At 72.6% G+C, this 26,624-nt stretch carries 23 protein-coding genes and 2 pseudogenes; 11 read left to right on the forward strand and 14 right to left on the reverse strand.

What is annotated here, in order from left to right:
- The first annotated feature begins 57 nt into the window (after window positions 1–57).
- A complete protein-coding gene (locus DIZ27_RS23970; protein ID WP_181383661.1) occupies window positions 58–1,317 on the forward strand; it encodes an exo-beta-N-acetylmuramidase NamZ domain-containing protein in 1,260 nt (419 codons plus the stop codon).
- Between the two features lie 646 nt (window positions 1,318–1,963).
- Entirely contained in the window at window positions 1,964–2,566 is a 603-nt protein-coding gene (locus DIZ27_RS23975) for a hypothetical protein (protein ID WP_109380546.1), read from the forward strand.
- 39 nt (window positions 2,567–2,605) lie between these two features.
- On the opposite strand, the gene soxR is transcribed toward DIZ27_RS23975, so the two are convergent.
- Window positions 2,606–3,157 (reverse strand): redox-sensitive transcriptional activator SoxR, encoded by a 552-nt coding sequence (gene soxR, locus DIZ27_RS23980; protein WP_258308517.1) that lies wholly within the window; start codon window positions 3,155–3,157, stop codon window positions 2,606–2,608.
- A 132-nt stretch (window positions 3,158–3,289) separates the two neighbouring features.
- Here soxR and DIZ27_RS23985 point away from each other — a divergent pair, with 132 nt between their 5' ends.
- Window positions 3,290–3,751 carry a MaoC family dehydratase gene (locus DIZ27_RS23985; RefSeq protein ID WP_109380518.1) on the forward strand — a complete coding sequence of 154 codons (462 nt, stop codon included), beginning with the start codon at window positions 3,290–3,292 and terminating at the stop codon, window positions 3,749–3,751.
- On the opposite strand, the gene DIZ27_RS23990 is transcribed toward DIZ27_RS23985, so the two are convergent.
- From DIZ27_RS23990 to DIZ27_RS24000, 3 genes are all read right to left on the reverse strand, one after another.
- A complete protein-coding gene (locus DIZ27_RS23990) occupies window positions 3,742–4,386 on the reverse strand; it encodes a TetR/AcrR family transcriptional regulator (protein ID WP_109380519.1) in 645 nt (214 codons plus the stop codon). The two genes, DIZ27_RS23985 and DIZ27_RS23990, sit on opposite strands and share 10 nt — an antisense overlap.
- Window positions 4,387–4,503: 117 nt before the next feature.
- A complete protein-coding gene (locus DIZ27_RS23995; RefSeq protein ID WP_109380520.1) occupies window positions 4,504–4,791 on the reverse strand; it encodes a YiaA/YiaB family inner membrane protein in 288 nt (95 codons plus the stop codon).
- A 60-nt stretch (window positions 4,792–4,851) separates the two neighbouring features.
- Entirely contained in the window at window positions 4,852–6,003 is a 1,152-nt protein-coding gene (locus DIZ27_RS24000; protein WP_109380547.1) for an acyl-CoA dehydrogenase family protein, read from the reverse strand.
- A 60-nt stretch (window positions 6,004–6,063) separates the two neighbouring features.
- On the opposite strand from DIZ27_RS24000, the gene DIZ27_RS24005 reads away from it, so the two are divergent.
- Together DIZ27_RS24005 and DIZ27_RS24010 are read left to right on the forward strand one after the other, a co-directional pair.
- On the forward strand, window positions 6,064–6,702 hold the full coding sequence (locus tag DIZ27_RS24005) for a TetR/AcrR family transcriptional regulator (protein ID WP_109380521.1): 639 nt from the start codon (window positions 6,064–6,066) through the stop codon (window positions 6,700–6,702).
- Between the two features lie 98 nt (window positions 6,703–6,800).
- On the forward strand, window positions 6,801–7,511 hold the full coding sequence (locus DIZ27_RS24010) for a helix-turn-helix transcriptional regulator (protein WP_109380548.1): 711 nt from the start codon (window positions 6,801–6,803) through the stop codon (window positions 7,509–7,511).
- A 34-nt stretch (window positions 7,512–7,545) separates the two neighbouring features.
- Here the strand turns inward: DIZ27_RS24010 and DIZ27_RS24015 are convergent, their stop codons facing one another.
- The 7 genes and pseudogenes from DIZ27_RS24015 to DIZ27_RS24045 form a co-directional block, all read right to left on the reverse strand.
- Window positions 7,546–8,631, reverse strand: a complete 1,086-nt coding sequence (locus tag DIZ27_RS24015) for a Zn-dependent alcohol dehydrogenase (RefSeq protein ID WP_109380522.1) — start codon at window positions 8,629–8,631, stop codon at window positions 7,546–7,548.
- 15 nt (window positions 8,632–8,646) lie between these two features.
- Window positions 8,647–10,035 (reverse strand): aldehyde dehydrogenase family protein, encoded by a 1,389-nt coding sequence (locus tag DIZ27_RS24020; RefSeq protein WP_109380523.1) that lies wholly within the window; start codon window positions 10,033–10,035, stop codon window positions 8,647–8,649.
- A gap of 186 nt (window positions 10,036–10,221) precedes the next feature.
- Window positions 10,222–11,472 (reverse strand): MFS transporter, encoded by a 1,251-nt coding sequence (locus DIZ27_RS24025; RefSeq protein WP_109380524.1) that lies wholly within the window; start codon window positions 11,470–11,472, stop codon window positions 10,222–10,224.
- Between the two features lie 32 nt (window positions 11,473–11,504).
- Window positions 11,505–12,950 carry a CitMHS family transporter gene (locus DIZ27_RS24030; protein ID WP_109380525.1) on the reverse strand — a complete coding sequence of 482 codons (1,446 nt, stop codon included), beginning with the start codon at window positions 12,948–12,950 and terminating at the stop codon, window positions 11,505–11,507.
- A gap of 173 nt (window positions 12,951–13,123) precedes the next feature.
- Window positions 13,124–15,436, reverse strand: coding sequence for a molybdopterin oxidoreductase family protein (locus tag DIZ27_RS24035; RefSeq protein WP_109380549.1), 2,313 nt, complete (start codon window positions 15,434–15,436; stop codon window positions 13,124–13,126).
- A gap of 132 nt (window positions 15,437–15,568) precedes the next feature.
- A pseudogene (locus tag DIZ27_RS24040) lies at window positions 15,569–16,184 on the reverse strand (TetR family transcriptional regulator); the annotation flags it as partial.
- Window positions 16,181–16,798, reverse strand: coding sequence for a hypothetical protein (locus DIZ27_RS24045; RefSeq protein WP_258308518.1), 618 nt, complete (start codon window positions 16,796–16,798; stop codon window positions 16,181–16,183). The pseudogene DIZ27_RS24040 and the gene DIZ27_RS24045, both read right to left, overlap by 4 nt.
- Before the next feature lie 214 nt (window positions 16,799–17,012).
- On the opposite strand from DIZ27_RS24045, the gene hmgA reads away from it, so the two are divergent.
- The 3 genes from hmgA to DIZ27_RS24060 are packed head-to-tail and all read left to right on the forward strand — an operon-like array spanning window position 17,013 to window position 20,434.
- Window positions 17,013–18,365 carry a homogentisate 1,2-dioxygenase gene (hmgA, locus tag DIZ27_RS24050; RefSeq protein WP_109380526.1) on the forward strand — a complete coding sequence of 451 codons (1,353 nt, stop codon included), beginning with the start codon at window positions 17,013–17,015 and terminating at the stop codon, window positions 18,363–18,365.
- A 28-nt stretch (window positions 18,366–18,393) separates the two neighbouring features.
- Window positions 18,394–19,143, forward strand: coding sequence for a GntR family transcriptional regulator (locus DIZ27_RS24055; protein WP_109380527.1), 750 nt, complete (start codon window positions 18,394–18,396; stop codon window positions 19,141–19,143).
- Window positions 19,144–19,168: 25 nt separating this feature from the next.
- Window positions 19,169–20,434 carry a type ISP restriction/modification enzyme gene (locus tag DIZ27_RS24060; RefSeq protein WP_109380528.1) on the forward strand — a complete coding sequence of 422 codons (1,266 nt, stop codon included), beginning with the start codon at window positions 19,169–19,171 and terminating at the stop codon, window positions 20,432–20,434.
- A 164-nt stretch (window positions 20,435–20,598) separates the two neighbouring features.
- Here DIZ27_RS24060 and DIZ27_RS24065 read toward each other — a convergent pair whose 3' ends face one another.
- From DIZ27_RS24065 to DIZ27_RS24075, 3 genes are all read right to left on the reverse strand, one after another.
- A complete protein-coding gene (locus DIZ27_RS24065) occupies window positions 20,599–20,862 on the reverse strand; it encodes a hypothetical protein (protein ID WP_109380529.1) in 264 nt (87 codons plus the stop codon).
- Window positions 20,863–20,984: 122 nt separating this feature from the next.
- A complete protein-coding gene (locus DIZ27_RS24070) occupies window positions 20,985–21,821 on the reverse strand; it encodes an anti-sigma factor domain-containing protein (protein ID WP_109380530.1) in 837 nt (278 codons plus the stop codon).
- On the reverse strand, window positions 21,818–22,396 hold the full coding sequence (locus DIZ27_RS24075; protein WP_258308519.1) for a sigma-70 family RNA polymerase sigma factor: 579 nt from the start codon (window positions 22,394–22,396) through the stop codon (window positions 21,818–21,820). Before DIZ27_RS24075 ends, DIZ27_RS24070 begins: the two co-directional genes overlap by 4 nt.
- A 187-nt stretch (window positions 22,397–22,583) precedes the next feature.
- Between DIZ27_RS24075 and DIZ27_RS24080 the strand changes: the two genes are divergently transcribed.
- The 3 genes and pseudogenes from DIZ27_RS24080 to DIZ27_RS24090 form a co-directional block, all read left to right on the forward strand.
- Window positions 22,584–24,116: a DUF4331 domain-containing protein gene (locus tag DIZ27_RS24080; RefSeq protein ID WP_109380532.1), complete on the forward strand. Its 1,533-nt coding sequence runs from the start codon at window positions 22,584–22,586 to the stop codon at window positions 24,114–24,116.
- Between the two features lie 55 nt (window positions 24,117–24,171).
- Window positions 24,172–25,677, forward strand: coding sequence for a tetratricopeptide repeat protein (locus DIZ27_RS24085; RefSeq protein WP_109380533.1), 1,506 nt, complete (start codon window positions 24,172–24,174; stop codon window positions 25,675–25,677).
- Window positions 25,674–26,624, forward strand: a pseudogene (locus tag DIZ27_RS24090) (nickel transporter); the annotation flags it as partial. The gene DIZ27_RS24085 and the pseudogene DIZ27_RS24090, both read left to right, overlap by 4 nt.

Raw genomic sequence — 26,624 nt, forward strand, 5'->3', positions numbered from 1 at the left:
TTCACGCGCGTTAACGTGCGTGGGCATGACACCCGCAGCGATCACGGAGGTCACGGTATGAAGCTGTCCAGACGGAGCCTGCTCGCCACCACCACAGCCACCCTCGCGGCCACCGCGGCCACCGCCGTCCCGGCGCACGCGACTCCCGGACGGGCCCCCGCCGCGGGCCGGAGGCTGCGCACCGGCTTCGAGCAGCTCGCGGCGGACGGTTACGCGCTGCTCGACGGCCGACGTGTCGGCGTGGTCACCAACCCGACGGGCATCACCCGGGACGTACGGCACATCGTCGACGTCATGCACGCCGACGACCGCGTGGACCTGACCGCCGTGTTCGGACCCGAGCACGGCTTCCGGGGCACCGCGCAGGCGGGCGGCTCCGAGGGCCGCCACGACGACCCGGCGACCGGCCTGCCCGTCTACGACACGTACCTGAAGAGCGGCCAACCCCTCGCCGACGTCTTCACCGCGTCCGGCGTCGACACGGTCGTCTTCGACATCCAGGACGTGGGCGCCCGCTTCTACACGTACATCTGGACGCTCTACGACTGCATGGAGGCGGCGCGGCTCGCGGGCAAGCGGTTCGTCGTCCTCGACCGGCCGAACCCGATGACCGGGCGGGCGGCGCTGGGGCCCGTGCTGCACCCGGAGTTCGCGACGTTCGTCGGGCGGCAGCCGATCTCCCAGGCGCACGGGATGACGGTGGCGGAGCTGGCGCGGTTGTTCAACGCGGAGTTCCTGGCCGATCCGGTACGGCTGGAGACGGTACGAATGTCGGGCTGGCGGCGGTCCGACTTCTACGACGCCTCGGGGCTGCCGTGGGTACCGCCCAGCCCCAACATGCCGACGCCCGAGACGGCCCTGGTGTACGCGGGGACGTGCCTCTTCGAGGGCACCAACCTGTCCGAGGGGCGCGGGACGACCCGGCCGTTCGAACTGCTGGGCGCGGAGGGGATCGACGGACGCTGGGCGGCCGAGGCGAACGGACTCGGCCTGGCGGGTGTGCGATTCCGTGAGGCGTACTTCGCGCCCACGTTCTCCAAGTTCCAGGGGAAGACCGTCGGGGGCGTGCAGCTCCATGTGCACGACCGTGACGCGTTCGATCCCGTACGTACGGGAGTGGGGCTGCTGGTCACCGCCAAGCGGGCCTGGAGCGGATTCGCCTGGCGTCCGGACAACTGGATCGACAAGCTGACCGGCTCCACGCGCGTGCGCACGATGATCGACGCGGGCGCGGACACGGACGAGGTCGTGGCCGGCTGGCGGGACGAGCTGGCGGCGTTCCGGCGGACGCGCCGGGAGTATCTGCTGTACCGCTGACGCGTGCGTTCCCCCGGCGAGCGGCCCGCCGGGCACGCGCCGTACGGCGGCTACGACGGCGGCAGCGACGACAGGGCCGACAGGAACGGCGGCGGGTCAGACAGTGGCCCGCCGCCGTCCGGCTTCCGCATGCCGGTCATCCATCTGCTCACCGAGCAACCCGCATGTCGTTCACCTCTGCCACCTGCGGTGATGCCGCCTCGGCCGCGTTCGCCGGGGACAGCGGGGTGATCGGGGAAGCAATCGGTGCGCATAACGCCGCGCTCTTCAGGAACCCGTGGAGGCCGCGGGGAGTTCTCAGACTGTCGAGGGGTGTGCGCGGTACGCCGCGGCACGGGGGCTCCTCCCGGCGGGGACGGAGCGGGGCGCTGCCGCCGGTATCTCCGCGATGGAAGGTGAACACGCGTCACTTTCCGCTGCGGCGGCACTGGCGATGACCACGGGAGACCACAACTGAATCATCGGACACGGGAGTTGACCGGTGACTCACCACGACCGACCGATGGCCGGCCCGTGACCGCCCGACAGGGGGCCATCGAAAAAAGATGGAGCCGATTCGCGTGTCGATACGTCTACTCGACGACGTCCGTTCGACGACGCCGAAGTGACCGGATTACAGGTGCAGGTGTGACGGAGGTGCAGGATGATGGCCGGTTTCCGAAGTCTGGCGAGACAGGTCCGCGATCCACGGTGCGACCTGGCGCTGCGGCGCTATTCACTGCGCAAGTGCCTTGAGCGATTCGCTCCGTACGGGCACAGGGCGACCTGGGACCATCTGTGCTCACGTGCCGGGTTCGACCCCGAGGACCGCTCCGTCGACCCAGCGCGGCTCGTGGCCGCACTGGACGAACTGGAGGAGGCCCGGGCGGTCTGGCAGTCCTACGAGGTCGAGTTCGCCGAGCGCCGCAGGAAGGAGAAGCACGACGGCCTGCGCAGGCCGGGCAGCGTGGACGACTGGCACCGGCTGACCTGGGGCGGTTTCGGCGTGGCCTGGTGCGACGACCCGCGCGTGCATCCGCGTGAGCCGCTGGCCGAGGTGCTGCGACGGCTGATCGCCGCGCTGGAACGAGAGCCGGGTTCGGCCTGCCCCGTGTGCCGGGGGGAACGGCTCATGTGGCGGTACGACCTGGATCACGAGCCGTCGACGGGCCCGGTCTGCACGGACTGCGGAATCCTGGTGCCGCGCCCCGTCCTGACCGCCGAAGCACTGGCGGACGCCAGGCGGTCGAAACTGCTGGTGTCGGCCTGAGGGGTGTGGGGGCGCGCCGGGGATGCCGCGCCCCCACTGTCACACGGACCCTCGCCCGGGCGGGACCCGGCTTGCCCGGTTGCCCTGCCGCCCGCCGGCTGTGTTCACGGGATTCTCAGTGTTCTCGGGGTTCTCGGGGTTCTCGAGCAGCAGCCGGGAGCCTGTCAGGCGTTCGCCGAAGACGTCGTCCGGGTTGGACAGGACGCAGGTGTCCAGCGAGAGGCAGCCGCAGCCGATGCAGTCGGTAAGGTGGTCGCGCAGCCGGTTGAGCTGCTTGATGCGCTCGTCCAGTTCGGCGCGCCAGGCCTCGGAGAGATGCGCCCAGTCGCCCCGGGTGGGGGTACGTTCCTGGGGGAGTTCGGCGAGTGCCCCGCGGATCGTCGCGAGCGGGATGCCGACGCGCTGGGCGGCCCGGATGAACGCGACCCGGCGGAGGGTGTCACGGCTGTAGCGGCGCTGGTTGCCCGCGGTGCGGCGACTGCTGATCAGGCCCTTCGACTCGTAGAAGTGCAGGGCCGACACGGCGGCGCCGCTGCGCAGGGAGAGCTGGCCGACCGTGAGCTCGTGGATCTTCTCTGGAATCTGGGGCACCCCTCGAAGCCTACCCACCCCGCACGGCTCGGGTCCGTTGACAAGGGCCGCACGGCCGACCATGCTAAGCAGTCGCTTAGGCATACGCGCGCGGGTGGGCGCGTGCGATCACGTGACGCGAAAGGCCGGGACATGGCAGAGCCGAGAATCTTCACGTCCGTCGACGACCTGAAGGCGGCGGTGGGCGAGCAGCTGGGGTACACGGACTGGCTGGAGGTCGACCAGAAGCGGATCGACCTGTTCGCCGAGGCCACCGGTGACCACCAGTGGATCCATGTCGATCCGGAGAAGGCGGCGGCCGGGCCGTTCGGCACGACCATCGCGCACGGCTATCTGACGCTGTCGCTGCTGCCGCTGTTCGGCCCGCAGCTGCTCTCCGTCGAGGGCGTGAAGATGGGCGTCAACTACGGCACGAACAAGGTGCGCTTCCCCGCACCCGTCCCCGTCGGGTCGCGGGTGCGTGCCACCGCGAAGGTCACCGCCGTCGACGAGGTGGCGGGCGGCGTCCAGGTGACCACGGCCTTCACCGTGGAGCGCGAGGGCGGCGAGAAGCCGGTGTGCGTGGCCGAGTCGGTGGCCCGCTACTACCTCTGAGCGGTGCCCGTCCGGTCGGCGCCGACCATCCGCAGCACGAGGTCGGCGTAGAGGGCGCCGACCTCCTCGGGGGTGCGGGCGCCGTCGATGTTGAACCAGCGCGCCACGTCGACGCAGAGGGAGAGCACGGCGCGGGTGGTGCCCCGCACGTCGGGGACGTCGAACTCGCCCGTGCGCACGCCCTCCTCGATGATCCCGCGCACCTCGGCGTCGACCTGCCGGCGCAGGGCGACGATCTCGGCGCGGGCGTCGGGACCGAGCGAGTCGAGTTCGTACTGCACGACCCGCGCGGTGGTACGCCCGCCGGCGTGCCAGCGGACGAAGGAGCTCACCGCGTCGGCGAGCCGTTCGGTCGGGCCGCCCTCGGCACGGGCCGCGGTGCGCAGGATGTCCACGGCCTTCTCGTGGCCGATCCTGCTGATGCGGTGGAGCAGCTCTTCCTTGGTCTTGTAGTGGATGTAGAGCGCGGCCGGGCTCATGCCGGCGCGGCCCGCGATGTCGCGGGTCGTCGTGGCGTGGTAGCCGCGTTCCGCGAACGCCTCCACGGCGGCGAGCAGCAGCCGTCGGGCCGCGTCGGGTGTGACCTCGCCCCACGGCTGCGCCTCACCGCCGGCCGTGTCCTCCGCCGCTCTCATCGCTCACCCCATTCGCCGACAGGGGTAACACCATACCGGCAAGGGTGAGCGGGCGCTTAGGGCCGGTCCGGCGGATCATGGCGGAGAGGCGCCCGAGGGAGCCTGGCGCGCCCGGTGTCAGAGCTTCTGCAGCGGGTCGTGTTCGGCGAGGAGCTTCTCCAGGCGCGCCTGGTCGACCCGGTTCACGATCTGCCCCGCCTCCTGGCGGTCCCGGATGACCTTGGCCAGGGTGAAGGCGGAGGTGACGAGGTACAGGACCGCGATGCCCAGGAAGGCGCGGACCCAGGCGTCGGCCTCGAGGTTGAAGATGCCGACCGCGGTGGCGCCCATGGCCACTCCGAAGGACGCCACGGCCTGACCGTAGAAGGCGGCCGTACTCTGCTGCTTGACCGGTGTGTCGCTCATGGGGACAAGAGTCGGCGGATGTGGTCGCGGCCACATCCGCTCGGATACTCAGGCAGGTACTCAGAACGCCGAGACCCCGGTCAGGGCGCGTCCGATGACCAGTTTCTGGATCTGGCTGGTGCCCTCGTAGAGGGTCATGACACGGGCGTCGCGCAGCAGCTTGCCCGCCGGGTACTCGTCGAGGTAGCCGTAACCGCCGTGGACCTGGAGGGCGTTGTTCGCGGCGCGGACGGCCGCCTCCGAGGCGAAGAGCTTGGCCTTGGAGGACTCCACCGCGAACGGCTGTCCGCGGTCGATCAGGTCCGCGACCCGCCAGGTCAGCAGCCGGGCGGCGTCGACGTCCACGGCGATGTCGCTGATCAGCTCCTGGACGAGCTGGTGGTGGGCGATGGTCTTCCCGAACTGCTCGCGCTCGCCCGCGTACCGCACGGCCGCGTCGAGCGCGGCCTGGGCTATGCCGACACAGCCCGCCGCGACCGACATGCGCCCCTTGGCGAGGGCGGACATGGCGACCGAGAAACCCTTGCCCTCGGGGCCCAGCATCGCGGACGCGGGCACCCGCACGTCCTCCAGCACCAGCTCGGCGGTGGCCTGACCGCGCAGACCGAGCTTGCCGTGCAGGGTGCGACGCGTCAGGCCGGGGGTGTCGGCGGGAACGAGGAAGGCGGACACCCCCTTGTGGCCGGGGGCGTCGGTGGAACGGGCGAACAGCAGGACCACGTCGGCCCAGGTGCCGTTGGTGATGAACATCTTGGTGCCGTTGATGACGTAGCCCCCACCGTCGCGCACCGCGCGGGTGGAGACCTCCCCTGCGTCGGAACCCGTGCCCGGCTCGGTGAGGCCGAAGCAGCCGACGTACGCGCCCGAGGTGAGCCCGGGAAGCCAGGTCCGCTTCTGCTCCTCGTCGCCCCAGGCGGCGACCGTCTTGGCGACCAGCCCCAGGGACACGGAGACGATCCCGCGCACGGAGGAGTCGCCGCGGCCCAGTTCCTCGGTGACCAGACAGTAGGCGAGGTGGTCGCCGCCGCAGCCCCCGTACCGCTCGTCGATCGTCAGCCCGAGGAACCCGACCTCGCCGAGCTTCTTCACGATGCCGCGGTCGACCTCCTCGGCCCGGTCCCAGGCCGTGGCGTGGGGGACGACCTCCCGCTCGACGAAGTCCCGGGCGAGCCGGCGGACGGCGCTGTGCTCCTCGCTGAGCTCCAGGTTCATGACGGCCACCCCACCTGATTAGCACTGCTAGTTTTCCGGTGCAGCCCTACTATGTGCGCCATGGCCCGACCGCGCAAGCCCCTGCTCAGCCCCGACCGGATCGTCGAGACGGCCCGTGCGCTCGTGGACGCGGAGGGCCTCGCGGCCGTCTCCACGCGGCGGCTCGCCGCACAGCTGGGGGTCAGCGGGCCCTCGCTCTACAACCACTTCCGCACCAAGGACGAGATCCTCGAGGCGGTGGCCGACTCGGTGAGCGCGCTGGTCGACCTGTCGATGTTCGAGGACGGCCGGGACTGGCGGACCGCGCTGCACGACTGGGCCGTCTCCTACCGCGCCGCACTGCGCGACCACCCCAACATCGTGCCGGTCCTGGCGCGCGGCCCCGGCCGCCGCCCGGCCGCCCTGCGGCTCGCCGACGCGGTCTACGGCGCGATGGTCGACGCCGGCTGGCCGCCGGCGCAGGCCACGTCCATCGGTGCGCTGATGCGGTACTTCATCATGGGCTCGGCGCTCGGTTCCTTCGCCGGCGGTTTCGTGGACGACGCCGGCGCCTACGATCCCGCCGACTACCCCCGTCTCGGGCAGGCCCATCTGCTCGCCGAGAAACAGGAGAAGATCGACGAGCGGGCCTTCGAGACCGGGCTGACGGCGCTGCTGGACGGTCTGGCCGAGCAGTACGAGCAGGTGCGGGGTTCTTAGCCCCGTACTGCGGTACAGGTGGTGCGGCGGGGTACGGGGCGGTATCCGCGCGGACGGTTCGGCCGGCGCCGAAGAGTGCGTGCCGCATGCTGGGACGCATGACGTCGAAGGACCCCCGGGCCCCCGGGCTCGCCCGGCTCGCCCGACTGATCGCCGACGAGACACGGGCCGCGTGCCTGCTGGCCCTGCTGGACGGCCGGACGTGGACGGCGGGCGAGCTGGCGCGGCGCGCGGGCGTCGCCCCGTCCACGCTGAGCGAGCACCTGGGCAAGCTGGTCGCCGGCGGGCTGCTCGCCGAGGAACGGCAGGGCCGGCACCGGTACGTACGGCTCGCCGACGCGCGGGTCGCCCGGTTGCTGGAGGAACTGGCCGGGCAGGTGGCCCCGGACACGGCTGTGCGCCCGCGCACCCTGCGGCAGGCCGGCGCGGACTCGGCGATGGCCCGTGGACGCACCTGCTACGACCATCTCGCCGGCCGGCTCGGCATCACGGTGACGGACGCGTTCACGGCACGCGGACTGCTCCGCCGGGACACCGGGTTCGCGCTCACCGACGCGGGCCTGCGCTGGTTCGACGCCCTCGGCATCGGACTCGACCGCCGCGCCCGCCGCCCGCTGGCCCGCGCCTGCCTCGACTGGACGGAACGCCGCCACCACCTCGCCGGAGTCGCCGGCGCGGCCCTGTGCCGGCACGCCCTGGACGCACGGTGGTGTGTCCGCATCGGCTCCGAGCGCGCGGTGAAGGTGACGGAGGCGGGCGAGCGGGCACTGTCCGAACTGCTGGGGATCGAGGAGGCGGCCCTGCACTGACCGGCACCCCGCCGCGCCGCCCCCGCACCGCGCCCTAGAAGACCACCAGGGCTCGTCCGCCCTTGCCCGCCGCCATGGTGTCGAAGGCCGCCGGGATGCCGTCCAGGGTGATCCGTTCCGTCACCAGGGCTCCCAGGTCGAGACGGCCCGCTCGGATGTGTCCGGCGAGGACGGGGAGGTCCCGGGCGGGGTCGGAGTTGCCGTAGACGCAGCCGGACAGGGTTCTGCCCCAGTGGAAGATCTCCAGGGCGTTGAAGGTGACCTGCTGGTCCTTGCCTCCTATGCCGACGACCGTGGTGCGGCCGCCACGCCGGGTGGAGTCCCAGGCGGTGCGGATGGTGGTCGCGCGGCCGACGCACTCGACGGCCGCGTCCACGCCCTGTTTCCCGGTGAGGGCACGGATCTCGCGGGCCGTGGTTTCCGAGGCGACGAGGTAGTCGGTCGCCCCGGCGGAGCGCGCCAGCTCCTCCTTGGCCGGGGAGACGTCGACCGCGACGATCGTCGTCGCGCCGGCGATCCGGGCCGACTGGAGGGCGGCGAGGCCCACTCCCCCGGCACCGAACACCGCGACCGACTCGCCCGGCCGGACCCGCGCGCAGTGGTGGACGGCGCCGTAGCCGGTGAGCACGGCGCACCCCAGCAGGGCGGCGTCGGTGAGCGGAACGCCGTCCGGAGCGGGCAGGACGCAGGACGCGGGCACCACCGTCTCCTCGGCGAAGGCGGCGACGTTCAGGCCGGGGTGGAGCGGGGTGCCGTCGTCGGCACGGTGGGCGTGCACCCGGGCGGCACCGCTCAGGGCGTCGGCGCACAGCCACACCTCGCCGCGTGCGCAGGCGGGGCAGGCGCCGCAGGAGGGCGCCCAGTTGAGGACGACGCCGTCGCCGGGAGCGACACGGGTGACGCCCTCGCCGACGGAGACGACCGTGCCGGCGCCCTCGTGGCCGAGCACGGCCGGGACCGGGAGGCGCATGGTGCCGTTGGTCAGGGACAGGTCGGAGTGGCAGACACCGGCGGCGGCGAGCCGGACCCGGACCTGGCCGGGACCGGGCTCGGGCAGGTCGATCCCTGTGGTCTCCAACGGGGCGTCGACAGCGGACAGTACGGCGGCGCGGACGGCCATGGTGAATGGACTCCCCTAGAACTGGAGGGACTTGGTCTGGAGGTACTCGGTCAGGCCGTGCACGCCGAGTTCGCGTCCCACGCCCGACTGCTTGTAACCGCCGAACGGCGCGAGGGGGTTGAAGCGGCCACCGTTGATGTCGACCTGACCGGCCTCCATGCGGCGGGCGAACGCCGCCGCCTCGGCCTCGTCGCCAGCCCAGACCGCGCCGGCGAGTCCGTAGACCGTGCCGTTGGCGATGCGCAGGGCGTCCTCCTCGTCCTCGTAGCGCAGGACGGACAGGACGGGCCCGAAGATCTCCTCCTGGGCGATCGTCATGTCCGGGTTGACGTCGGCGAAGACGGTGGGACTGACGAAACACCCCTTCTCCCGCGGGGCGTCAAGGCCGCCGGCGACCAGACGCGCGCCCTCGGCGACGCCCTTCTCGATGTAACCGCGCACGCGTTCCTGCTGCTTGGCGTTGACGAGGGGTCCGATGCGGTCGCCGTACTTCGCGGCGGCGGCCGCGGCGAGCTCGACCGCCTCGTCGTACTGGTCGCGGTGGACCAGCATGCGGGTCCAGGCGCTGCACGTCTGGCCGGAGTTGGACATCACGTTGGCGACCCCGACGTTGACCGCCCGGGCCAGATCGGCGCCGGGGAGGATCACATTGGCGGACTTGCCGCCCAGTTCGAGGGCGACCTTCTTGACCGCGCCCGCGGCGACGGCGCCGATCCGGCGGCCGACGGCGGTGGAGCCGGTGAAGGAGACCAGGTCGACGCCCGGGTGTTCGGCGAGGGCCTGCCCGGCCACCGGGCCGAGGCCGGTGACCAGGTTGAACACGCCGGCCGGAACCCCCGCCTCGTGCACCGCCTCCGCGAAGAGCCGGGCGACCAGCGGGGTGTCCTCGGCGGGCTTGACGACGATCGTGCAGCCGGCGGCGAGGGCCGGGGCGGCCTTCGCGACGATCTGGTGGAGGGGGTAGTTCCAGGGCGTGATCGCGCCGACCACACCGACCGGTTCGTGCAGGACGGTCGAGTTGCCCGTCCTCTCCTCGAAGGGGTACGTCGCGGCCAGCTCGGCATACGAGCCCGCCACCGCGACGGGCACGCCCGCGTGCACGGTCCGCGAGAGCTTCAGGGGTGCGCCGAGCTCGGCCGTCACCGTCCGGGCGATCTCCTCCTGCCGGGCCACCAGCACGTCACGGAGGGCGGCGAGGCGGGCGGCGCGCTCGGCGGGCGGGGTCGCGGCCCAGGCCGGCAGGGCGGCTCGGGCGGCCCGTACGGCGGCGTCCACGTCCTCGGCGGTGCCCGCGGGGACGGTGGCGATCACCTGCCCGTCGGCCGGGTTCACGACCTCGATCACGTCCGGGCCGGCGGCGGGGCGCCAGGCGCCGTCGATGTACATGCCGTCGTATGCCTTCATCGCGCTTCCTCCGGGACAGGGGTCGACGTCCGCCACATAAACTAGCGATGCTAATTTCCTGGCGCCAGAGGGGCCGTGTCACTCGTTCGGGTAGGGCAGCTGGGGCGGGGCAGCCGCGTTCGCCGTGCCGGTCGAAGACGGACAGGCGGGTGATGCCGACGCCCGGAACGGAGCGGACGAACGCGTTCAGCCCGATCGGCGTGGCGCGTCGGAGCGTCCCGCGCCGGCGGGAGACCCTCCGCCGGGCGCCGGCGGGCCGGTCCGCTCCGTCGGCCGGGACGGCGCGCGCAGCGCCACCCCCGCGGAGAGGAACAACAGCGCGCCCAGCATGACGAACGGGGCCGCCACCCCCGCCACTCCGGCGATCAGGCCGGCCCCGGCGGGGGTGGCGACCTGGCCCAGCCGGTTGCCGGTCAGGCGGAGGGCGAGAGCGGTGGAGCGCGCGCCGGCCGGGGATGCCTGGACAACCGTCGTCATGGAGAGCGGCTGGCCGACACCCAGGCAGAAGCCGAGCACCGCCAGCATCACCGCCAGGGCCCATACCGGCACCGGCAGGGCGATGCCCGCGCAGAGCAGTGCCGCCAGCAGACAGGTCACCGTCAGCAGCAGGGTGCGGCCGAGCAGCCGCAGCAGCGGGGTGAGGACCAGCCGGCAGGCGATGGTGGCCGCGGCCCGCAGGCTGAGCAGAAGACCGATGACGGACGGGGCGATGCCCCGCTGCTCTCCGACCACCGGCAGGTAGGCGGTGAGGATGTCGGTGGCGGACAGCACGGCCAGGCTGACGAAGATACCGGCGGGCACCCCCCGGGCCCGCAGGATGCTCCCGACCGGGACGCGCGCACCCGGTGCCGGGCGGGACCCGGGCTGCGTCGGACGCTCTGTGCGCCACAGCGAGGTGAACGCCATCGCCGCCCCCGCGCCCGCCGCCAGCAGGGCGAACGCACTGCCGACGGCCATGTCGGCGCCGCCGACCAGCGCGCCCGCCGCGATCGGGCCGATCAACTGCCCGAGGGAGGCGCCGATGGTGAAGTGGCCGAAGTTGCGGTCCTGTTCGTGCGGCGCGGACTGGCGGGCGACGAGCGACTGCGCGCCGATGACGAAGCAGAGGTGGCCGAGCCCCATCACCCCGCTCCACAGAGCCATCGCCCACAGGGAGCCGGCGAGCCCGCTCAGGGCGCAGCCGCCGGCTATGAGGACCACGCCGACGGACAGCAGGGGCGCGCAGCGGCCGTGGTCCGTGCGCCGGCCGAGCGGCACGGCGGCGAACAGGGGCAGCAGCGCGTACACCCCGGCGATCACACCGACCGCCCGCTCGTCCGCGCCCAGTGCGAGCGCCCGGTAGGAGACGGCGGGCCGGGCCATCGACACGGCCCCCTGCGCGAAGCTGAAGGCGATGACGAGGCGGAGCAGCCAGCCGCGGTTCCCACCGGGCGCCATGATCGGGTCCTCTCTCGAGCGGGGTCGGAATCTCAGATGATGCCGAACAGGATTCCCGCTGCGAGGATCACCAGACAGACCAGGGCCGCCCACTTCACCACGAACCGCGTGTGGTCGCCGAACTCGACCTTCGCCATGCCGACCAGGACATAGACCGCGGGGACGAGCGGGCTCGACATGTGCAGGGGCTGGCCGACCAGCGAGGCCCGGGCCATCTCCAGCGGGGAGACGCCGTGGGCCGCGCCTGCCTCGGCGAGGACGGGCAGGACGCCGAAGTAGAAACCGTCGTTGGACATGAAGTAGGTGAGCGGCAGGCTCAGCAGTCCGGTGACGAGCGCCATGTGCGGGCCCATGCCCTCGGGAACGATGTCGACCAGCCAGGTGGCCATGCTGTCGACCATGCCGGTGCCCTGGAGGACGCCGGTGAACACGGCGGCGGCGAAGACCATGCCGGAGACGTTCAGGACGTTGTCGGCGTGGGCCGCGATACGGGCCTTCTGGTCGGGGATGTGCGGGAAGTTGACGGTGAGGGCGGTCGCGGCGCCGAGCAGGAACAGTACCGGGATCGGCAACAGCTGCATGATCATGGCGGTGAGCAGGACGATCGTGAGCAGCGCGTTGAACCAGTACAGCTTGGGCCGCAGGGTGGGGCGGTCGGGGTCCAGGCCCCGGAAGTCGTCGGCGCCGTCGGCCTCCGGGCCCGCGCCGGAACCGTCGGTGGGGAGAGCGCCCTTGCCCGAACCGGCCCCGGGGCCGGAACCGGTGCCGGTGCCCGCGCCGACCAGCGCGGTCGCGGGTCGGCGCACCACGATGTCCGTCCCGGCGTCGGTCTGCTCCGTCTCCAGCGCCTCGTCCAGGGTCAGCACGCCCAGCCGCCGGCGCTCGCGCACACCGAGTACGTACGCCAGGACGAAGACGCCCAGCAGACCGGTCAGCAGCGCCGGGATCATCGGCACGAAGATGTCGCCGGCGTCGAGCTTCAGCGCGGTCGCGGCACGGGCCGTCGGGCCGCCCCAGGGGACGGTGTTCATCACGCCGTTGGCCATCGCGGCGACACCGGTCATCACGACCAGGCTCATCTTCAGACGCTTGTACAGGGGGTACATCGCCGAGACGGTGATCATGAAGGTGGTGGAGCCGTCGCCGTCCAGCGACACGATCGCGGCGAGGAGCGCGGTACCGACGACGATCCGCATCGGGTCGGCCTTGCAGAACCTGAGGATCCCACGGACGATCGGGTCGAAGAGTCCGACGTCGATCATCACACCGAAGTAGACGATCGCGAACATGAGCATCGCCGCGGTGGGGGCGAGGGTGGACACACCCTCGATGACGTAGTCACCGAGGTGCGCCCCCTTGCCCACGAAGACACAGAACAGCGCGGGGATCAGCACGAGCGCCGCGATCGGCGACATCTTCTTCAGCATGATCAGGACCAGGAAGGTCGCGATCATGGCGAAGCCGAGGATGGTCAGCATGGAGGGGGTTACCTAACGTTCGCCCTTGAACATCCCGCCGGGAACGGCGGTGCGACGACGTTAGGACCCGCAAAGCCGCGCCAACAAGACGTTGACATGCGAGCAATAAGCGCAAAACGCCAGGTCACAGCTTTGCTCAGGTCAGCGCGGTGTGCTTTTCGGTCACGAGGCGGTCATGGGTTGCTCCCGGGGGCGATCTCGACGGGCACCCCGTTGAGTACGGCGTTGCCCGACAGCGGGTCGAGGAGGCTGCCGTCGAGCAGCTGGTTCACATTGACGCCGGGGTCGGTCGTGGCGTGCCGCAGCCGGGTGCCGGGCCGGTCGTGGCCCCAGCCGTGCGGGAGGCTCACCACGCCCCGGCGCATCCCGTCGGTCACCTCGGCGGGCGCGGTCACCTCTCCCCCGGCGCCCTTGACCCGTACCGGCCTGCCGTCGCGGACGCCGAGGAGTTCGGCGTCGTCGGGGTGGATCTGCAGGGTGCACCGGTTGGAGCCGCCGGTGAGGACGGGGACGTTGTGCATCCAGCTGTTGTTGGAGCGCAGGTGGCGGCGGCCGACGAGGACGAACCCGGCGGGGCGTTCGTCGAGGGCGGCACGCAGCCGGGGCAGGTCGGCGGCGATCGGTTCCGGCAGCAGCTCCACCCGGCCGCTGCGGGTCCTCAGGGGTTGCGGAAGGCGGGGGCGCAGTGGTCCGAGGTCGATGCCGTGCGGGTGGGCGAGCAGTTTGTCCAGGGTGAGGCCGTCCGGTTCGGCGCCGAAGCCGTCGCCGTAGGGGCCGAGGCGGAGCATCATGTCCAGCCGCCGCTCGGGTCCGTCGTCGCCGGTGAGCAGTTTCGCGAGTTCCTCCGGGTCGCGGCCGTGCACCGGGGAGTGCGGGTCGTTCACCGCCTTGCCGAGGGTCTGGTCGACGACCAGCCGGTCGACGGCCGCCGGCTCCGTACCATGCTTCCCCAAGCTCTCGGCTCCTCCCCCACTCTCGGCTCCGCTCGAGCGGGGGGACCCCCATGAGCAGGGGAGACCCCAATCCGTAACGGCGAGGACGAGCCGGGCCAGGATCTCGGTCTCCGCCATGCGGCCGGGTTCCAGTGGGAGCGCGGGGCGGGTGTAGCGGACCTGGTTACGCACGGCGAGGGTGTTGAAGGCGAAGTCGTGGTGCGGGCTCTGCGCGGGCGGGGGCGGCGGGAGGACGACGTGGGCGTGGCGGGAGGTCTCGTTGAGGTACGGGTCGACGCTGACCATGAAGTCGAGTGAGCCGAGGGCCTTGTCGAGGCGGTCGCCGTCGGGTGCGGACAGGACCGGGTTGGCGGCGACGGCGATGAGGGCGCGCACCGGCTCACCCTCGTCGGTGGCGGTGTCGATCTCCTCGGCGAGGGCGGACAGCGGCAGTTCGCCCTTGGCCTCGGGGTGCCGGCTCACCCGGGAGTGCCAGCGTCCGAGGGCGAAGTCGCGGCCGGGTCCGGCGGGGCGCGGGGCCCTGGCGGTGGCGGCCAGCGGGAAGAGGACGCCGCCGGGCCGGTCGAGATTGCCGGTGAGGGTGTTGAGGACGTCGACGAGCCAGCTGGCCAGAGTGCCGTGCGGGACGGTGCAGCTGCCGATGCGGCCGTAGACGGCGGCGGTGGGGGCGGCGGAGAGTTCGCGGGCGAGGGTGCGGATGGTGTCCGCGTCGACGTCGCAGCCGGGGGCCACCGCCTCGGGGGTGAACTCCTCGACGGCTTCGGCGAGTTCGTCGACCCCTCGGACATGGGGCGCCGACTCCCCGAGGTCGACGAGGTCCTCCGTGAGGAGTACGTGCGTCATCGCGGCGAGCAGCAGGGCGTCGGTGCCGGGCCGGATGGCGATGTGCCGGTCGGCGAGGCGTGCGGTGCGGGTGCGGCGCGGGTCGATGACGGTGAGGGTGCCGCCGCGAGCCCGGAGTGCCCGGAGGCGGCCGGGGAAGTCGGGCGCCGTGCACAGGCTCCCGTTGGATTCCAGGGGGTTGGCGCCGATCAGCAGCAGGTGGTCGGTGCGGTCCAGGTCGGGTACGGGGATCGCGTCGGCGTCGCCGAAGAGGAGCCCGCTCGAGACGTGCTTGGGCATCTGGTCGAGGGTGGAGGCGGTGAAGAGGCTGCGGGTGCCGAGGCCGGCGATCAGGACGGGCGGGTACAGGGCGCCGGCCACGGTGTGCACGTTGGGGTTGCCGAGGACGACTCCGACGGAGTGCGGGCCGTACCGCTCGACGACGGGCCGGACACCGGCGGCGACCGCGTCGAACGCCTCCTCCCAGGTGGCCTCGCGCAGCTCGCCGTCGACCCGGACGAGGGGGGTGCGCAGCCGGTCGGGGTCCGCGTCCAGGGCGGGGAAGGAGGCGCCCTTGGGGCAGATGAACCCCTTGCTGAACACGTCGTCACGGTCGCCCCGGGCGCCGGTGACGCGTCCGTCGTCGAGGGTGAGGGTGAGGCCACAGGTGGCCTCGCACAGCGGGCAGATGCGAAGGGCGGTGCGGGGCACGGGGGCCTCCCGGGTACGGCGGCGGTGACGCTCGGACGGGCGGACGCCCCGAGCATACCGACCGGTATGCACATGGGGGAGCCTCTTGCGGGGCCTTCTCGGCCGACCGCCCGAGAAGGCCCCGGACGGTCGGTCCAGCACCCGCGCCAGATAGGCCCGCAGCATCTCCCGCGGTTCGGCGATGACCTTCTCGTCGCCCTCGGGCGCCATGCGGAAGGCGAGGTGGACGAGGGTGTCGGCGGTCTCGACGGCGATGAGGAAGGCGCGGCGCAGGTCCTCGTCGATTCGCGGCGCGGGTGGCCGGAGAGCAGATCGGTGAGCCGGCCGGCGACGCGGTGGTCGGGTTCGGCCCGGCGGGTGCCGACGGGGATCTGGTTGCCGAAGTCCACCAGGGAGAAGCCGGGCGCGGTGCGCTTCATGTCCAGGTACACGTCGATCACGACGTCCATGGCCTGCCGCCGGCCCCGGTCGCCGGTGGTTGTTTTCAGGCGTTCGGCGACCCGCTGCTCGAAGCACTCGAGGTTGCGCTGGGCGAGCGCGTCGACCATCTGGCGCTTGTTGCCGAAGAAGCGGTAGACGGAGCCGATGGGCACATCGGCGCGCCGCGCCACGGCGCGGGTGCTCAGCTCCTCGTAGCCGACCTCGTCGAGGAGTGCGGCGCAGGCGTCCAGGATTCCGGCCAGCCGTTCGGTGCTGCGTCTTGCACGGGTGCGCGGCGGAGCGTTGTCGCGTGGGGCACGGGCCTCATGATGCCCGTCGGGTCCCCTCCGGTGCACCTCGCCCCCCGGCAGGACCGCGGCCCTCCGCCGCGAAGGAGGGCACGGCGGGGGCCGCGGTCGGGTGCACGGCGGGAGTCGCGGTCGGGGTCGGTTCCGAGACCGTGATGTCGGCCGTGCTCTCCACCGGCTTTCCGCGTACGGCCCACACCGAGTCGTCGTCCGCGTAGAGGCGGGCGGTGACCTGGTGCGTGCCGCGCCGGACGGTGTGGGCGGAGAGGTGGTGGCCGGGGGTGCGCAGCTGTGCGACGAGGCGGTCGTTCACGTAGAGGTGGGCGAGGCCGCGGCCGGGCACCGCCCGTCGGGCGGTGCCGTCCGGCGAGAAGCGGAAGTTGCGCACGGTCAGCCGTACGTCCCAGCCGCCGTCGGCGTCGGGCGTCACCTCGGCTCCGACCTCGGGCGCGTCCTCCTCCCCCACCTCGCGGTAGGGGCGGCCCTCGTCGTCCTTCTCCTCCAGGAGCCTGCCGACCGGCGAGGGCGACTCGCCGTTCTCCCCCTGTCCCGCACGCGAGCCGCAGCCCGCGGCTCCGGCCAGCAGTACGACACAGACCGCGAGTGCGGTGACCGGCTTTCCCGTCCACGCCATGCCGGGGAGCGTAGAACACGGGTATGGATTCCCGGATCCCTCTGGAGTCGGATCCCCCTGGAGTCGGGTTCCCCCGTCCTCCGTCACGAGGAGGACGCGGCCCGGGAGCGGGGACGGCCGCGACACGCGGGACGGGACCGTGCAGCCCTCTTGCGCCGGGGAAACCGCAATCCTACGGTATTGCATAGGAATCGCACGCAAGGGAGCAGCGAAGATGAACGATGGGGGCACCGCCCGCGCGAGCGCATTCGAGCGCGGGGGAGCGCGCAAGGCCGCCGAGGGACTCGACCACCTCTCCGGTTTCGGCAACGAGCACAGCTCCGAGGCGCTCCCGGGCGCCCTGCCCGAGGGACGCAACTCACCTCAGCGCGCGCCGCTCGGGCTGTACGCGGAACAGCTGAGCGGTACGGCGTTCACCGAGCCGCGGGCCGACAACCGCCGCTCCTGGCTGTACCGGATCCGCCCGTCGGCCGCGCACCCGGCATTCACCCGCACGGGCAACGGCGCGATCCGCAGCGCGCCCTTCACCCAGACCGTGCCCGACCCCAACCGCCTGCGCTGGAACCCGCTGCCCGCGCCGGCGGAGGGCACCGACTTCCTGGCCGGCCTGTGGACGCTGGGCGGCAACGGCGACACCACTCAGCGCACCGGAATGGCGGTGCACCTCTACCACGCGACCGCCTCGATGGAGCGGGTGTTCAGCGACGCCGACGGTGAGCTGCTGATCGTCCCGGAACAGGGCGGGCTGCTGCTGCGCACGGAGTTCGGGCTGCTGCACGTGGAGCCGGGACACATCGCGTTGGTCCCTCGCGGGGTGCGCTTCCGTGTGGAGCTTCTGGACGCCTCGGCCCGCGGTTACGCGTGCGAGAACTACGGGGCGCCGTTCCGGCTCCCCGACCTCGGTCCGATCGGAGCCAACGGACTGGCCAACGCCCGGGACTTCCGGGCCCCGGTCGCCGCGTACGAGGACGTCGAGGGGCCGGTGGAGGTGGTGAACAAGTTCTGCGGCAACCTGTGGTCGGCCACCTATGACCACTCCCCGCTGGATGTCGTCGCCTGGCACGGCAACCACGTGCCGTACGCCTACGACCTGCGCCGTTTCAATGTGATGGGCACCATCTCGTACGACCACCCGGATCCTTCGATCTTCACGGTGCTGACCTCGCCGAGCGACACTCCGGGGCTGGCCGGGGTGGATTTCGTGGTCTTCGCCCCGCGCTGGCTGGTGGGTGAGGACACGTTCCGGCCGCCGTACTTCCACCGGAACGTGATGAGCGAGTACATGGGCCTGATCGAGGGCGCGTACGACGCGAAGGCGGAGGGCTTCGTCCCCGGTGGTGGCTCGCTGCACAACATGATGTCGGCGCACGGCCCGGACCGGGAGACGTTCGAGAGGGCGAGCGCCGCCGAGCTGCGCCCGCAGAAGATCGACGACGGCCTGGCCTTCATGTTCGAGACCCGCTGGCCGGTGTCCCTGACACCGCAGGCGGCCCGGGCGGAGCACCTGCAGCAGGGCTACGACGACGTGTGGCAGGGCCTCGAGCGTCACTTCCGCCCGTTGCACTGAACGTTCCCCGACCGGTACGGATAACCCCGTGACCTCCTTCGCCCCGGACTCGATCGTCCTGAACCGCAAGTTGCCGCTCTGGTATCAGGTGTCGCAGTCGCTCCGCGCCTCGATCCTCGGCCGCTCACCCAAGGACCCACTGCGCCTGCCCACCGAGGAACAGCTGGCCGGGCACTACGGGGTGAGCGTGCTGACCATGCGGCAGGCGCTGAAGGAACTGGAGGACGAGGGGCTGATCACGCGGCACCGCCGGCGCGGCACGTTCATCGAGCCGGATGCCCGGCGGGGCACCCCGGTGCGCCTGCTGGGCTCGGTGGACGCGATCGTGGCCCAGCAGTCCGGCATGACGACCGAACTGCTGGAGCACGGTCCGGCGCCGGTGCCGGCCGAACTCGCCGAGTACTTCCCTGACTTGTCCGAGGCAGCGGCGTACCACAGGCTGCGCAGCGACGAGAGGACGGGAGAGCCGACCAACCACGCCCGCAACTACGTCCGGCCCGAACTGGCCGCCCGCATCGACCTGGACGACCTGGTGCGCTGGCCGATGACCAAGGTGCTGCGGGATGCCGTCGGGGCGGACATCAGCCGCATCACGGACATCGTGGAGGCGCGGCTCGCGGACCCGGAGACGGCCCGGCTGCTCCAGGTCCCGCTGCTCAGCCCGATCCTGCACTACACCGGGATCACGTACGACACCGACGGCCGGCCCCTGGACGTGGCCGTCATCAACTACCGGGGCGACCGCTTCTCCTTCACGGTGACGCTGGACGCCACCTGATCCGGTCGGTCCTTCAGGCCGTACGATGCCCAGCGTGACGCACGACGACGCTCCGCTGCTGGCGGACCTCATGCCGTGGTCCGTCGCACCGCCGCGACTCGGCCGGGGGTGGCCGGCGGCCCCCGACCCGGCGGCCCTGAAGGCCCGTTGGGACGCCCTGCTGAAGGCCGTGGGGCCCGACCGGGAAGCCCTGTTCCAGCCGACGCGTTCGCGGACGGTGCACACGGCGGTCGGGCAACTGCCGGGCCGGGCGGGCGGCACGGAGAAACTGGCGCGCGCCTCGGGCCCGTGCCCCGAGCCGGTCCGCGTGCTGCGCTCCCCCTTCGACGAGCAGTGGCTGATCCCCGACCAGCGGCTGATCGACGCGGCCCGCCCCGAACTGTGGCGGGTGACCGACGAGCGGCAGATCTTCGTCGTCGAGGCCACCGCGGGGCGGAGCGACCGCCCGCGGGGTGAACGCACGCGGAGCGACCGCCCGCCGGGTGGACGCGCCGGGAGCGGTGGGGCCTGCGCAGACGATCCCGCCGGTCCGCTGCTGCTCGCCACGTCCCTGCTGCCGGTGCTGCGCCCCGGCCGTGTCCGCCCGCTGTACCGCCGGCCCGGAGGCACGGAACCGAACCTGGCCCCGGCCCTGTCCGAGCACCTCGCGGCACGGCTCGGCCGGGAGGTCCCGGCCGTCGACGTGCTCGCCTGGACGATGGCCGTGGTGCGCAACGGGCCAGGCGGGCTCACGGTGCCGCTCACCGGGGACGCCGACGTGTGGGCCACGGGCGTGGAGGTGGGTCACCGACTGCTGTGGCTGATGCGGCGCGACGGGGAGCGCCCCCGGCTCCCGGGCGGACGCCGTCCCTACGTCCGGGCCCCGCTCCCCTCCCGACCGCTGACCGTGCGCTACGACCCCGACGAGGAGGCCCTGTTCCTCGACGAGGGCCGCATCTCACCGGTGCCGCCGACGGCCTGGGAGTTCGAGGTGGCTGGGGTCCGGGTGCTGGAGCGGTGGTGCGCGGTCCGCACGGGCGGGGCCGAGCCGGGCACCCTGGACGCGATCCGTCCGGCCGGCTGGCCGCAGACCTGGACCTCGGAGCTCCTGGAGCTGATCACGGTCCTCGCCCTCATGGCCGAACTGCGCCCGCTTCAGGTCGCGTCGAGGGGTCGTTTGGCGGTCGACCCGATCACGTCGACGGAACTGCACCGGGTCGGCGTACTCCCGGCGCCGAGATCCGCGCGCCGGCCCGCCTCGGTACTGGACACCCACGAGGAAGGACCGGAGGGCCAACTCGCCCTGCTCTGACGCGCCGGACGGCGGCTGAGGCGGATGACAGGTGACGACACGACGGGACCGTGGGCCGGGGAAGGGACGACGTGCCGGTGCTCGGGGTGTGCGTCGTGCGCCGTGGGGTGACAGGGGACGCGCGCGGTGCCGCGCCAGGACGGTGGGTCCGTCCGGGCGCGGGTCTAACGGCTGCCGAGCAGGGAGCGACGCAGCCGACGCAGCGGGGCGAAGAGCGAGACACGGCTCGTCCGTGCCCGCGCGCCTCTGGCTCCGTGGTCGCGTGCGGTCAGCTCACGCATCAGCGACGTCGCCTCGACCGTCTCCCGCTGCGGGACGGCGGGTCCCGCCAGCACCGAGAGGTGGCGGTCCAGGCGCGTACTGGTCGCGCTGCTTCCACAGGTGATCGCAGGGACCCTGGCCCTGCTGTGCACCGTTATCCGTTCCATGTCACTCCCCACCCGTACGAGTCCACCCCGGGCAGGGTAACCCTATCGCCCCGTACGGGCACTCGTGCATCGCGGCTGCAGGATTCACCTTCCCCGTAAGGAGGTTGACGAACACTCGACGGTTACTCTCCGAATCCGACCGTTTTCAGGGTGAGTTGGACGACAGGCTGGCTGGTGGGCTGCGGTGACCCTCCGTCAGGCTCGACGGTCACGGCGAGTGACGTCGCGGATGCGTCGAGGTCGGAGGCGATCAGGGGCGTGTCGGCCTCGAAGAGCCCCAGGGAGCGCGGTTCGGCGCCCGGGCGCATCAGCCACAGTTGGCGCACACGTCCGTTCGGCGGGTTGCCGTATCCGCCCAGGGTGACGACCGCGCTCCCCGCCGACGCGGAAGCGATCACTCCGATCGTGCCGCCCCCTGTGCCCCGGCCGCTGCTCGCGCGGGCGTCCGGGGCCGCGAGAACGTGTGCGATCTCACGTGAACGGTCCCGTTCGGCGTTCAGTTCGTCCTGGGTCCGGTCCGCCTGTACGGCGAACAGCGAGGCGACGACGAGGGCCGCGGCGGCGGTGGCCGTCGCGAAGGGGACGAACAGCGGCATCCCGCGCCGCTCACGGGCCGGCGGCGGGGACTCGGCCCCCCATACGTGGAGCGGCAGTCGCGGGGCGTGCGCGCGCGTCTGCTCCCGGGACCCGGGCACGGCTTCGGGCGCGGGATCCTGCGGGGTGGTCCGTACGGCGGCCAGTACCCGGTCGCGCAGGGCGGGCGGCGCCGGGGCGGCGGTGGACCAGGCGAGGCGGACGGCGTCCTCGGCCAGGACGCGCACCTCGGCGGCGCAGCGGCGGCAGCCGCTCAGGTGCTTCTCGAAGCGGACGCGCTCGGCGGGTTCCAGCGCGTCGAGCGCGTAGGGGGCGGCCAGGGAGTGGAGGTCTTCTCGGCGCAACAACCGGTCCAGGACGCTCATGCGGCACTCCCCAGGCAGTCACGCAGTCGGGTGAGGCCGTCACGCATCCGTGTCTTGACCGTGCCCAGGGGCAGGGAGAGCCGCTCGGCCACCTCACGGTAGGTGTAGCCGTCGTAGTAGGCGAGGGTGACCGACTGCCGCTGCAGGGCGGTGAGGCGGTCCAGGCAGCGGCGTACCCACTCGCGTTCCAGGCCGGCCTCGACCTCCTCGGTGACCTGGTCGAACGCGGGCCCGCTGCCGTGCCGGGCGGCCTCACGCCGCTCGCGCTCGCCGGCCGCGCGGGCACTGCGCACCCGGTCGACGGCCCGGCGGTGGGCGAGTGTGAGGACCCAGGACAGTGCGCTGCCCCGTCCGGGGTCGAACCGGGCGGCGGAGCGCCAGAGTTCGAGCAGCACCTCCTGCGCGACCTCCTCCGACTGGGCGGGATCGCGCACCACCCGCCGTACGAGCCCGTACACCGGTCCGGACACCAGCCCGTACAGCGTCTCGAATGCCTTCTGGTCGCCGCCTGCCACCCGCACCAGAAGCTCGTCCGCCTCCAACGCGCCTCTCCTCTCCCGGCCCCGCGGGGCCACCTGGTCACCGAGGCGTTCGCCGTGATCACGCCTCCGGAGGGGATTACGGATCAGCGGACCGAAAACGCGGGTCGAACAGCGGGAAATAATACGGGCGTTCCTCCCCGTCCCGACTTTCGACCAATCCGGCCAGGACTCCGCTCCGAATCCCGGTACGTCAGGCAAGTTGGCACTGAGGACGGACGGCATGACACCTAACTCCAGGACCGGCGCGGGACGCAGGAACCTCGCGACCCTGATCTGCGGCGCGCTGGCCGCCGGCGGCCTCGCCGCCGTCGGCACGACCGCGCTGGAACCGGGGGCGGCCTCCGCCTCCAGCCACCGGGAGGCCCCACTGATCTCGGGCACCCCGCAGTACGACAACACCGATCTGTACGCGTTCGTCAGCCCCGACAAACCGGACACGACGACGATCATCGCGAACTGGATCCCGTTCGAGGAGCCGGCCGGCGGACCGAACTTCTTCACGTTCGCCGAGGACGCGCAGTACGACATCCACATCGACAACAACGGCGACGCGCAGGGCGAACTGCTGTTCCGCTACACCTTCCGGACGCATACGAAGAACGAGAAGACGTTCCTCTACAACACGGGCCCGGTCACCAGCCTGGACGACCCGGACCTCAACATCACCCAGACCTACGACATCGAGCTGCTGAAGCTGAAGGACCAGCACCTCGTGTCCCGTACGAAGATCGCGGACGACGTCCCGGTGGCGCCGTCGAACGTCGGCAAGGCGTCCATGCCGGACTACGGCACGCTCCGCGAGCAGGCCGTGCACGAACTGGCGGGCGGCGCGACGACGTTCGCCGGCCAGGCCGACGACCCGTTCTTCCTGGATCTGCGCGTCTTCGACCTGCTGTACGGCGGGAACCTCTCCGAGGTCGGCAACGACACGCTCAAGGGCTACAACGTCAACTCCCTGGCCCTCCAGGTCCCCACGCACATGATCACCGAGTCGGCGGACCAACCGGTCGTCGGCATCTGGTCCACCACTCAGCGCAAGAACGCCAAGGGGGAGTTCACCCAGGTGTCGCGGCTGGGGAATCCGCTGGTGAACGAGGTCGTCAACCCCCTGAAGGACAAGGACACCTTCAACGCGTCCGCGCCGTGGGACGACGCCCGGTTCCTGAAGAACGTCACGCACCCGGAACTGCCGAAACTCATCGAGGCGATCTACAAGATCGAGGCGCCCGCCGAGCCGCGCAACGACCTCGTCGACGTCTTCCTCAAGGGCGTCGAGGGTCTCAACCAGCCGCCGCACGTGACGCCGTCGGAGATGCTGCGCCTCAACACGTCGATCGAGCCGACGGCCGAACCGAAGCGGCTCGGTGTGCTGGACGGGGACAACGCGGGCTTCCCCAACGGGCGGCGGCTGACCGACGACGTGGTCGACGCGGCGCTCCAGGTGGTCGAGGGCGAGCTGGTCGGCGCGGAGAACGACCTGGGCGACGCGGTCGACGCCAACGACAAGGAGTTCGGCGCCTCGTTCCCGTATCTGGCCGACCCGACGGAGGGGTCGCGCGGTCCGCTCGCCGAGGGCGTGGACAGCGGCAACGACGTACGCAACCAGCTCGGTGACGCGCTGCGGCCGGCCGGCGCCGAGGGCTTCGACGACACCGCCCTGATCGCCGCGTCCGCCGGTGCGGGAGCCGGCGGGATCCTGCTGATCGGCGGGGGCCTGCTGTGGTGGCGCAGGATGCGCGGCCGGGCGTACTGACCGGCTCCGCGACCGCGCACACCTGAGGACGACCACCCGCAGACCGAGGAGAGGCATGCCTCCGCGTACGAACGACCACGCCCCGGAGGGCGGCCGGGGGACCGGGCCCGCCGAGCCCACCGCATCACCGAGGACGGCGCGCGCACAGCCGGGCGCCGAGGCCGACCCCGGCACCTTCTCCTCCGGCGCCCGTACGGCCGCCCTGCGCCGGTTCTCCGGCGCCGCGCGGCGCTCGCGCGGGCTGCGCCTCACGGTGTGCGCCGCACTGCTGGCCGTCGCGACGACCGCCGGGGCGGTCGCGGCCGGGGGCGCCCGGGACGGGGCCCGGGCCGACGCCGCTCCCGCGGCCGGGACGCTCGCGGCCGGTGTGCTCGCCCGGGGCGACCTCGACGCGGGGATCCGCTCCCTGCAGGCCCATCTCCGTGCCCAGCCGAGGGACTTCGGTGGGTGGGCCGTCCTGGGGCTCGCCTACGTCGAGCAGGCGCGGACCAAGGGGGACCCCTCGCGCTACCCGCAGGCCGAGCGGGCGTTCGTCCGCTCCCTCGCGCTCGTGCCCGGCAACGAGCAGGCCCTGGCCGGCCGTGCCGCCCTCGCCGCGGCCCGGCACGACTTCTCCGGCGCCCTGGAGTACGCCGACCGGGCCCTGCGGCAGAACCCCTACGGCGAGCGCGCTCTGTCCTCCCGGATCGACGCCCTCGTCGAGCTCGGCCGGTACGACGAGGCCGCCGAGGCCGCCGACACGGCGGACAGCAGGCGTCCGGGGGTGCCCGTCTTCACGCGGTACGCGTACGTCCAGGAACTGCGCGGCGACGTGAGGACCGCCCGCAAGGTACTGGAACGGGCCCTGGACAGCGCGTCCACGGCCCCGGATGTGGCGTACGTGGCGACCGCGCTCGGTCAACTCGCCTGGAACCAGGGGGACCACGAAGTCGCCCTGCGTCACTACGCACGGGCCCTCGGCGCCGACGAGGAGTACCTCCCCGCCCTGGAGGGCCGGGCCCGTGCCCAGGCCGCGAGCGGTGACCGCGCGGGCGGGATCGAGACCCTGGAGCAGGTCGTCGCCCGCTCCCCGCTGCCCGGCCCGCTGGTCGCCCTCGGCGAGCTGTACGAGACCCGGGGCGCCGACGGCGACCGCGCGAAGGCCCAGGACCAGTACGCCCTCGTCGACGCGCAGACCGCCCTCGCCCGCGCCGGCGGGGTCAACGCCGACCTCGACACGGCGCTCGCCGCCGCCGACCACGGCGACACCCGAACCGCCCTGCGCGCGGCCCGCACCGAATGGGACCGTCGGCACAGCGTCCACACCGCGGACGCCCTCGCCTGGGCCCTGCACCGGAACGGACGCTCCGAGGAGGCGCTCCCCTACGCCCGCCGGGCCACCGCCACGGGCTACCGCAACGCCGCCTTCCTCTACCACCGCGGCATGATCGAACACGCCACCGGCCACGGCGGCGACGCCCGCCGGTCCCTCACGGCGGCGCTGGAGCTGAACCCCGGTTTCTCCCCTCTCGGTGCCCGCGCGGCCCGTGCCGCCCTGAGCGACCTGGAGGCGACGCGGTGAGCCCCCGTCGTACGCCGGCCACCGGCCTCGCCGTCCTCACCGCCGCCTGCGCGTTCGCCCTGGTGCCGACGGCGACGGCGAGCGCGCACCCGCTCGGCAACTTCACCGTCAACCGTTACGACGGGCTGGTCGCCGCGCCCGGCGAGCTCCGCATCCATCATGTCGAGGACCTCGCCGAGATCCCGGCCACCCAGGCACAGCCGGACGTCGACGCGCTGGGCACGGACGAGTGGGCCCGGCAGCGCTGCGCCACGGCCGCCCGCGACAGCGAGGTCCGCGTCGACGGGCGGACGGTCCCCGTCACCGCGAGAAGCAGCCACGCGCGCGTGCGTCCCGGTCAGGCCGGGCTCGACACGCTGCGCGTGGAGTGCCGGCTGACGGCTCCGCTGCCCGAGGGCGACGCGGTGGACGTCGACTTCCGCGGGGCCGGGGCGTCCTCGGGTCCCGGCTGGCGGGAGATCACTGCACGCGGTGACCGGATGACGCTGGCCGCGTCGGACGTGCCGAGGACGTCGCAGTCACGCGAACTGACCCTTTACCCGGAGGAGTTGCTGTCCTCGCCGGCCGACACCACGACTGCGGCCCTGCGGGTGCGTGCGGGCGGTCCCGCGCTGGCGGGGACGGAGCCCGACGCGCCGTCCGCCTCCGTGCTGCCCCGCGCCGCCGACCGGTGGACCCGCGCCCTGGACGATCTCGTCGCGCGGCACGACCTCACGGTGGGCTTCGCGGCGCTCGCGCTGCTGATCGCGCTCGTCCTCGGCGCGGCGCACGCGCTCGCGCCGGGTCACGGCAAGACGCTCATGGCCGCGACGGCGGCGGCCCGGGGCAGCAGGGCCCGGCTGCGGGACGTCCTCCCGATGGCCGCCTCGGTGACGGTCACCCACACCCTCGGTGTGGTCGCCCTCGGCCTGCTGGTCACGGCCGGTTCGGCCGCCGCCGTCGCGGCC

It is taken from the genome of Streptomyces sp. NWU339 (assembly GCF_003143855.1).
Lineage (GTDB): Bacteria > Actinomycetota > Actinomycetes > Streptomycetales > Streptomycetaceae > Streptomyces.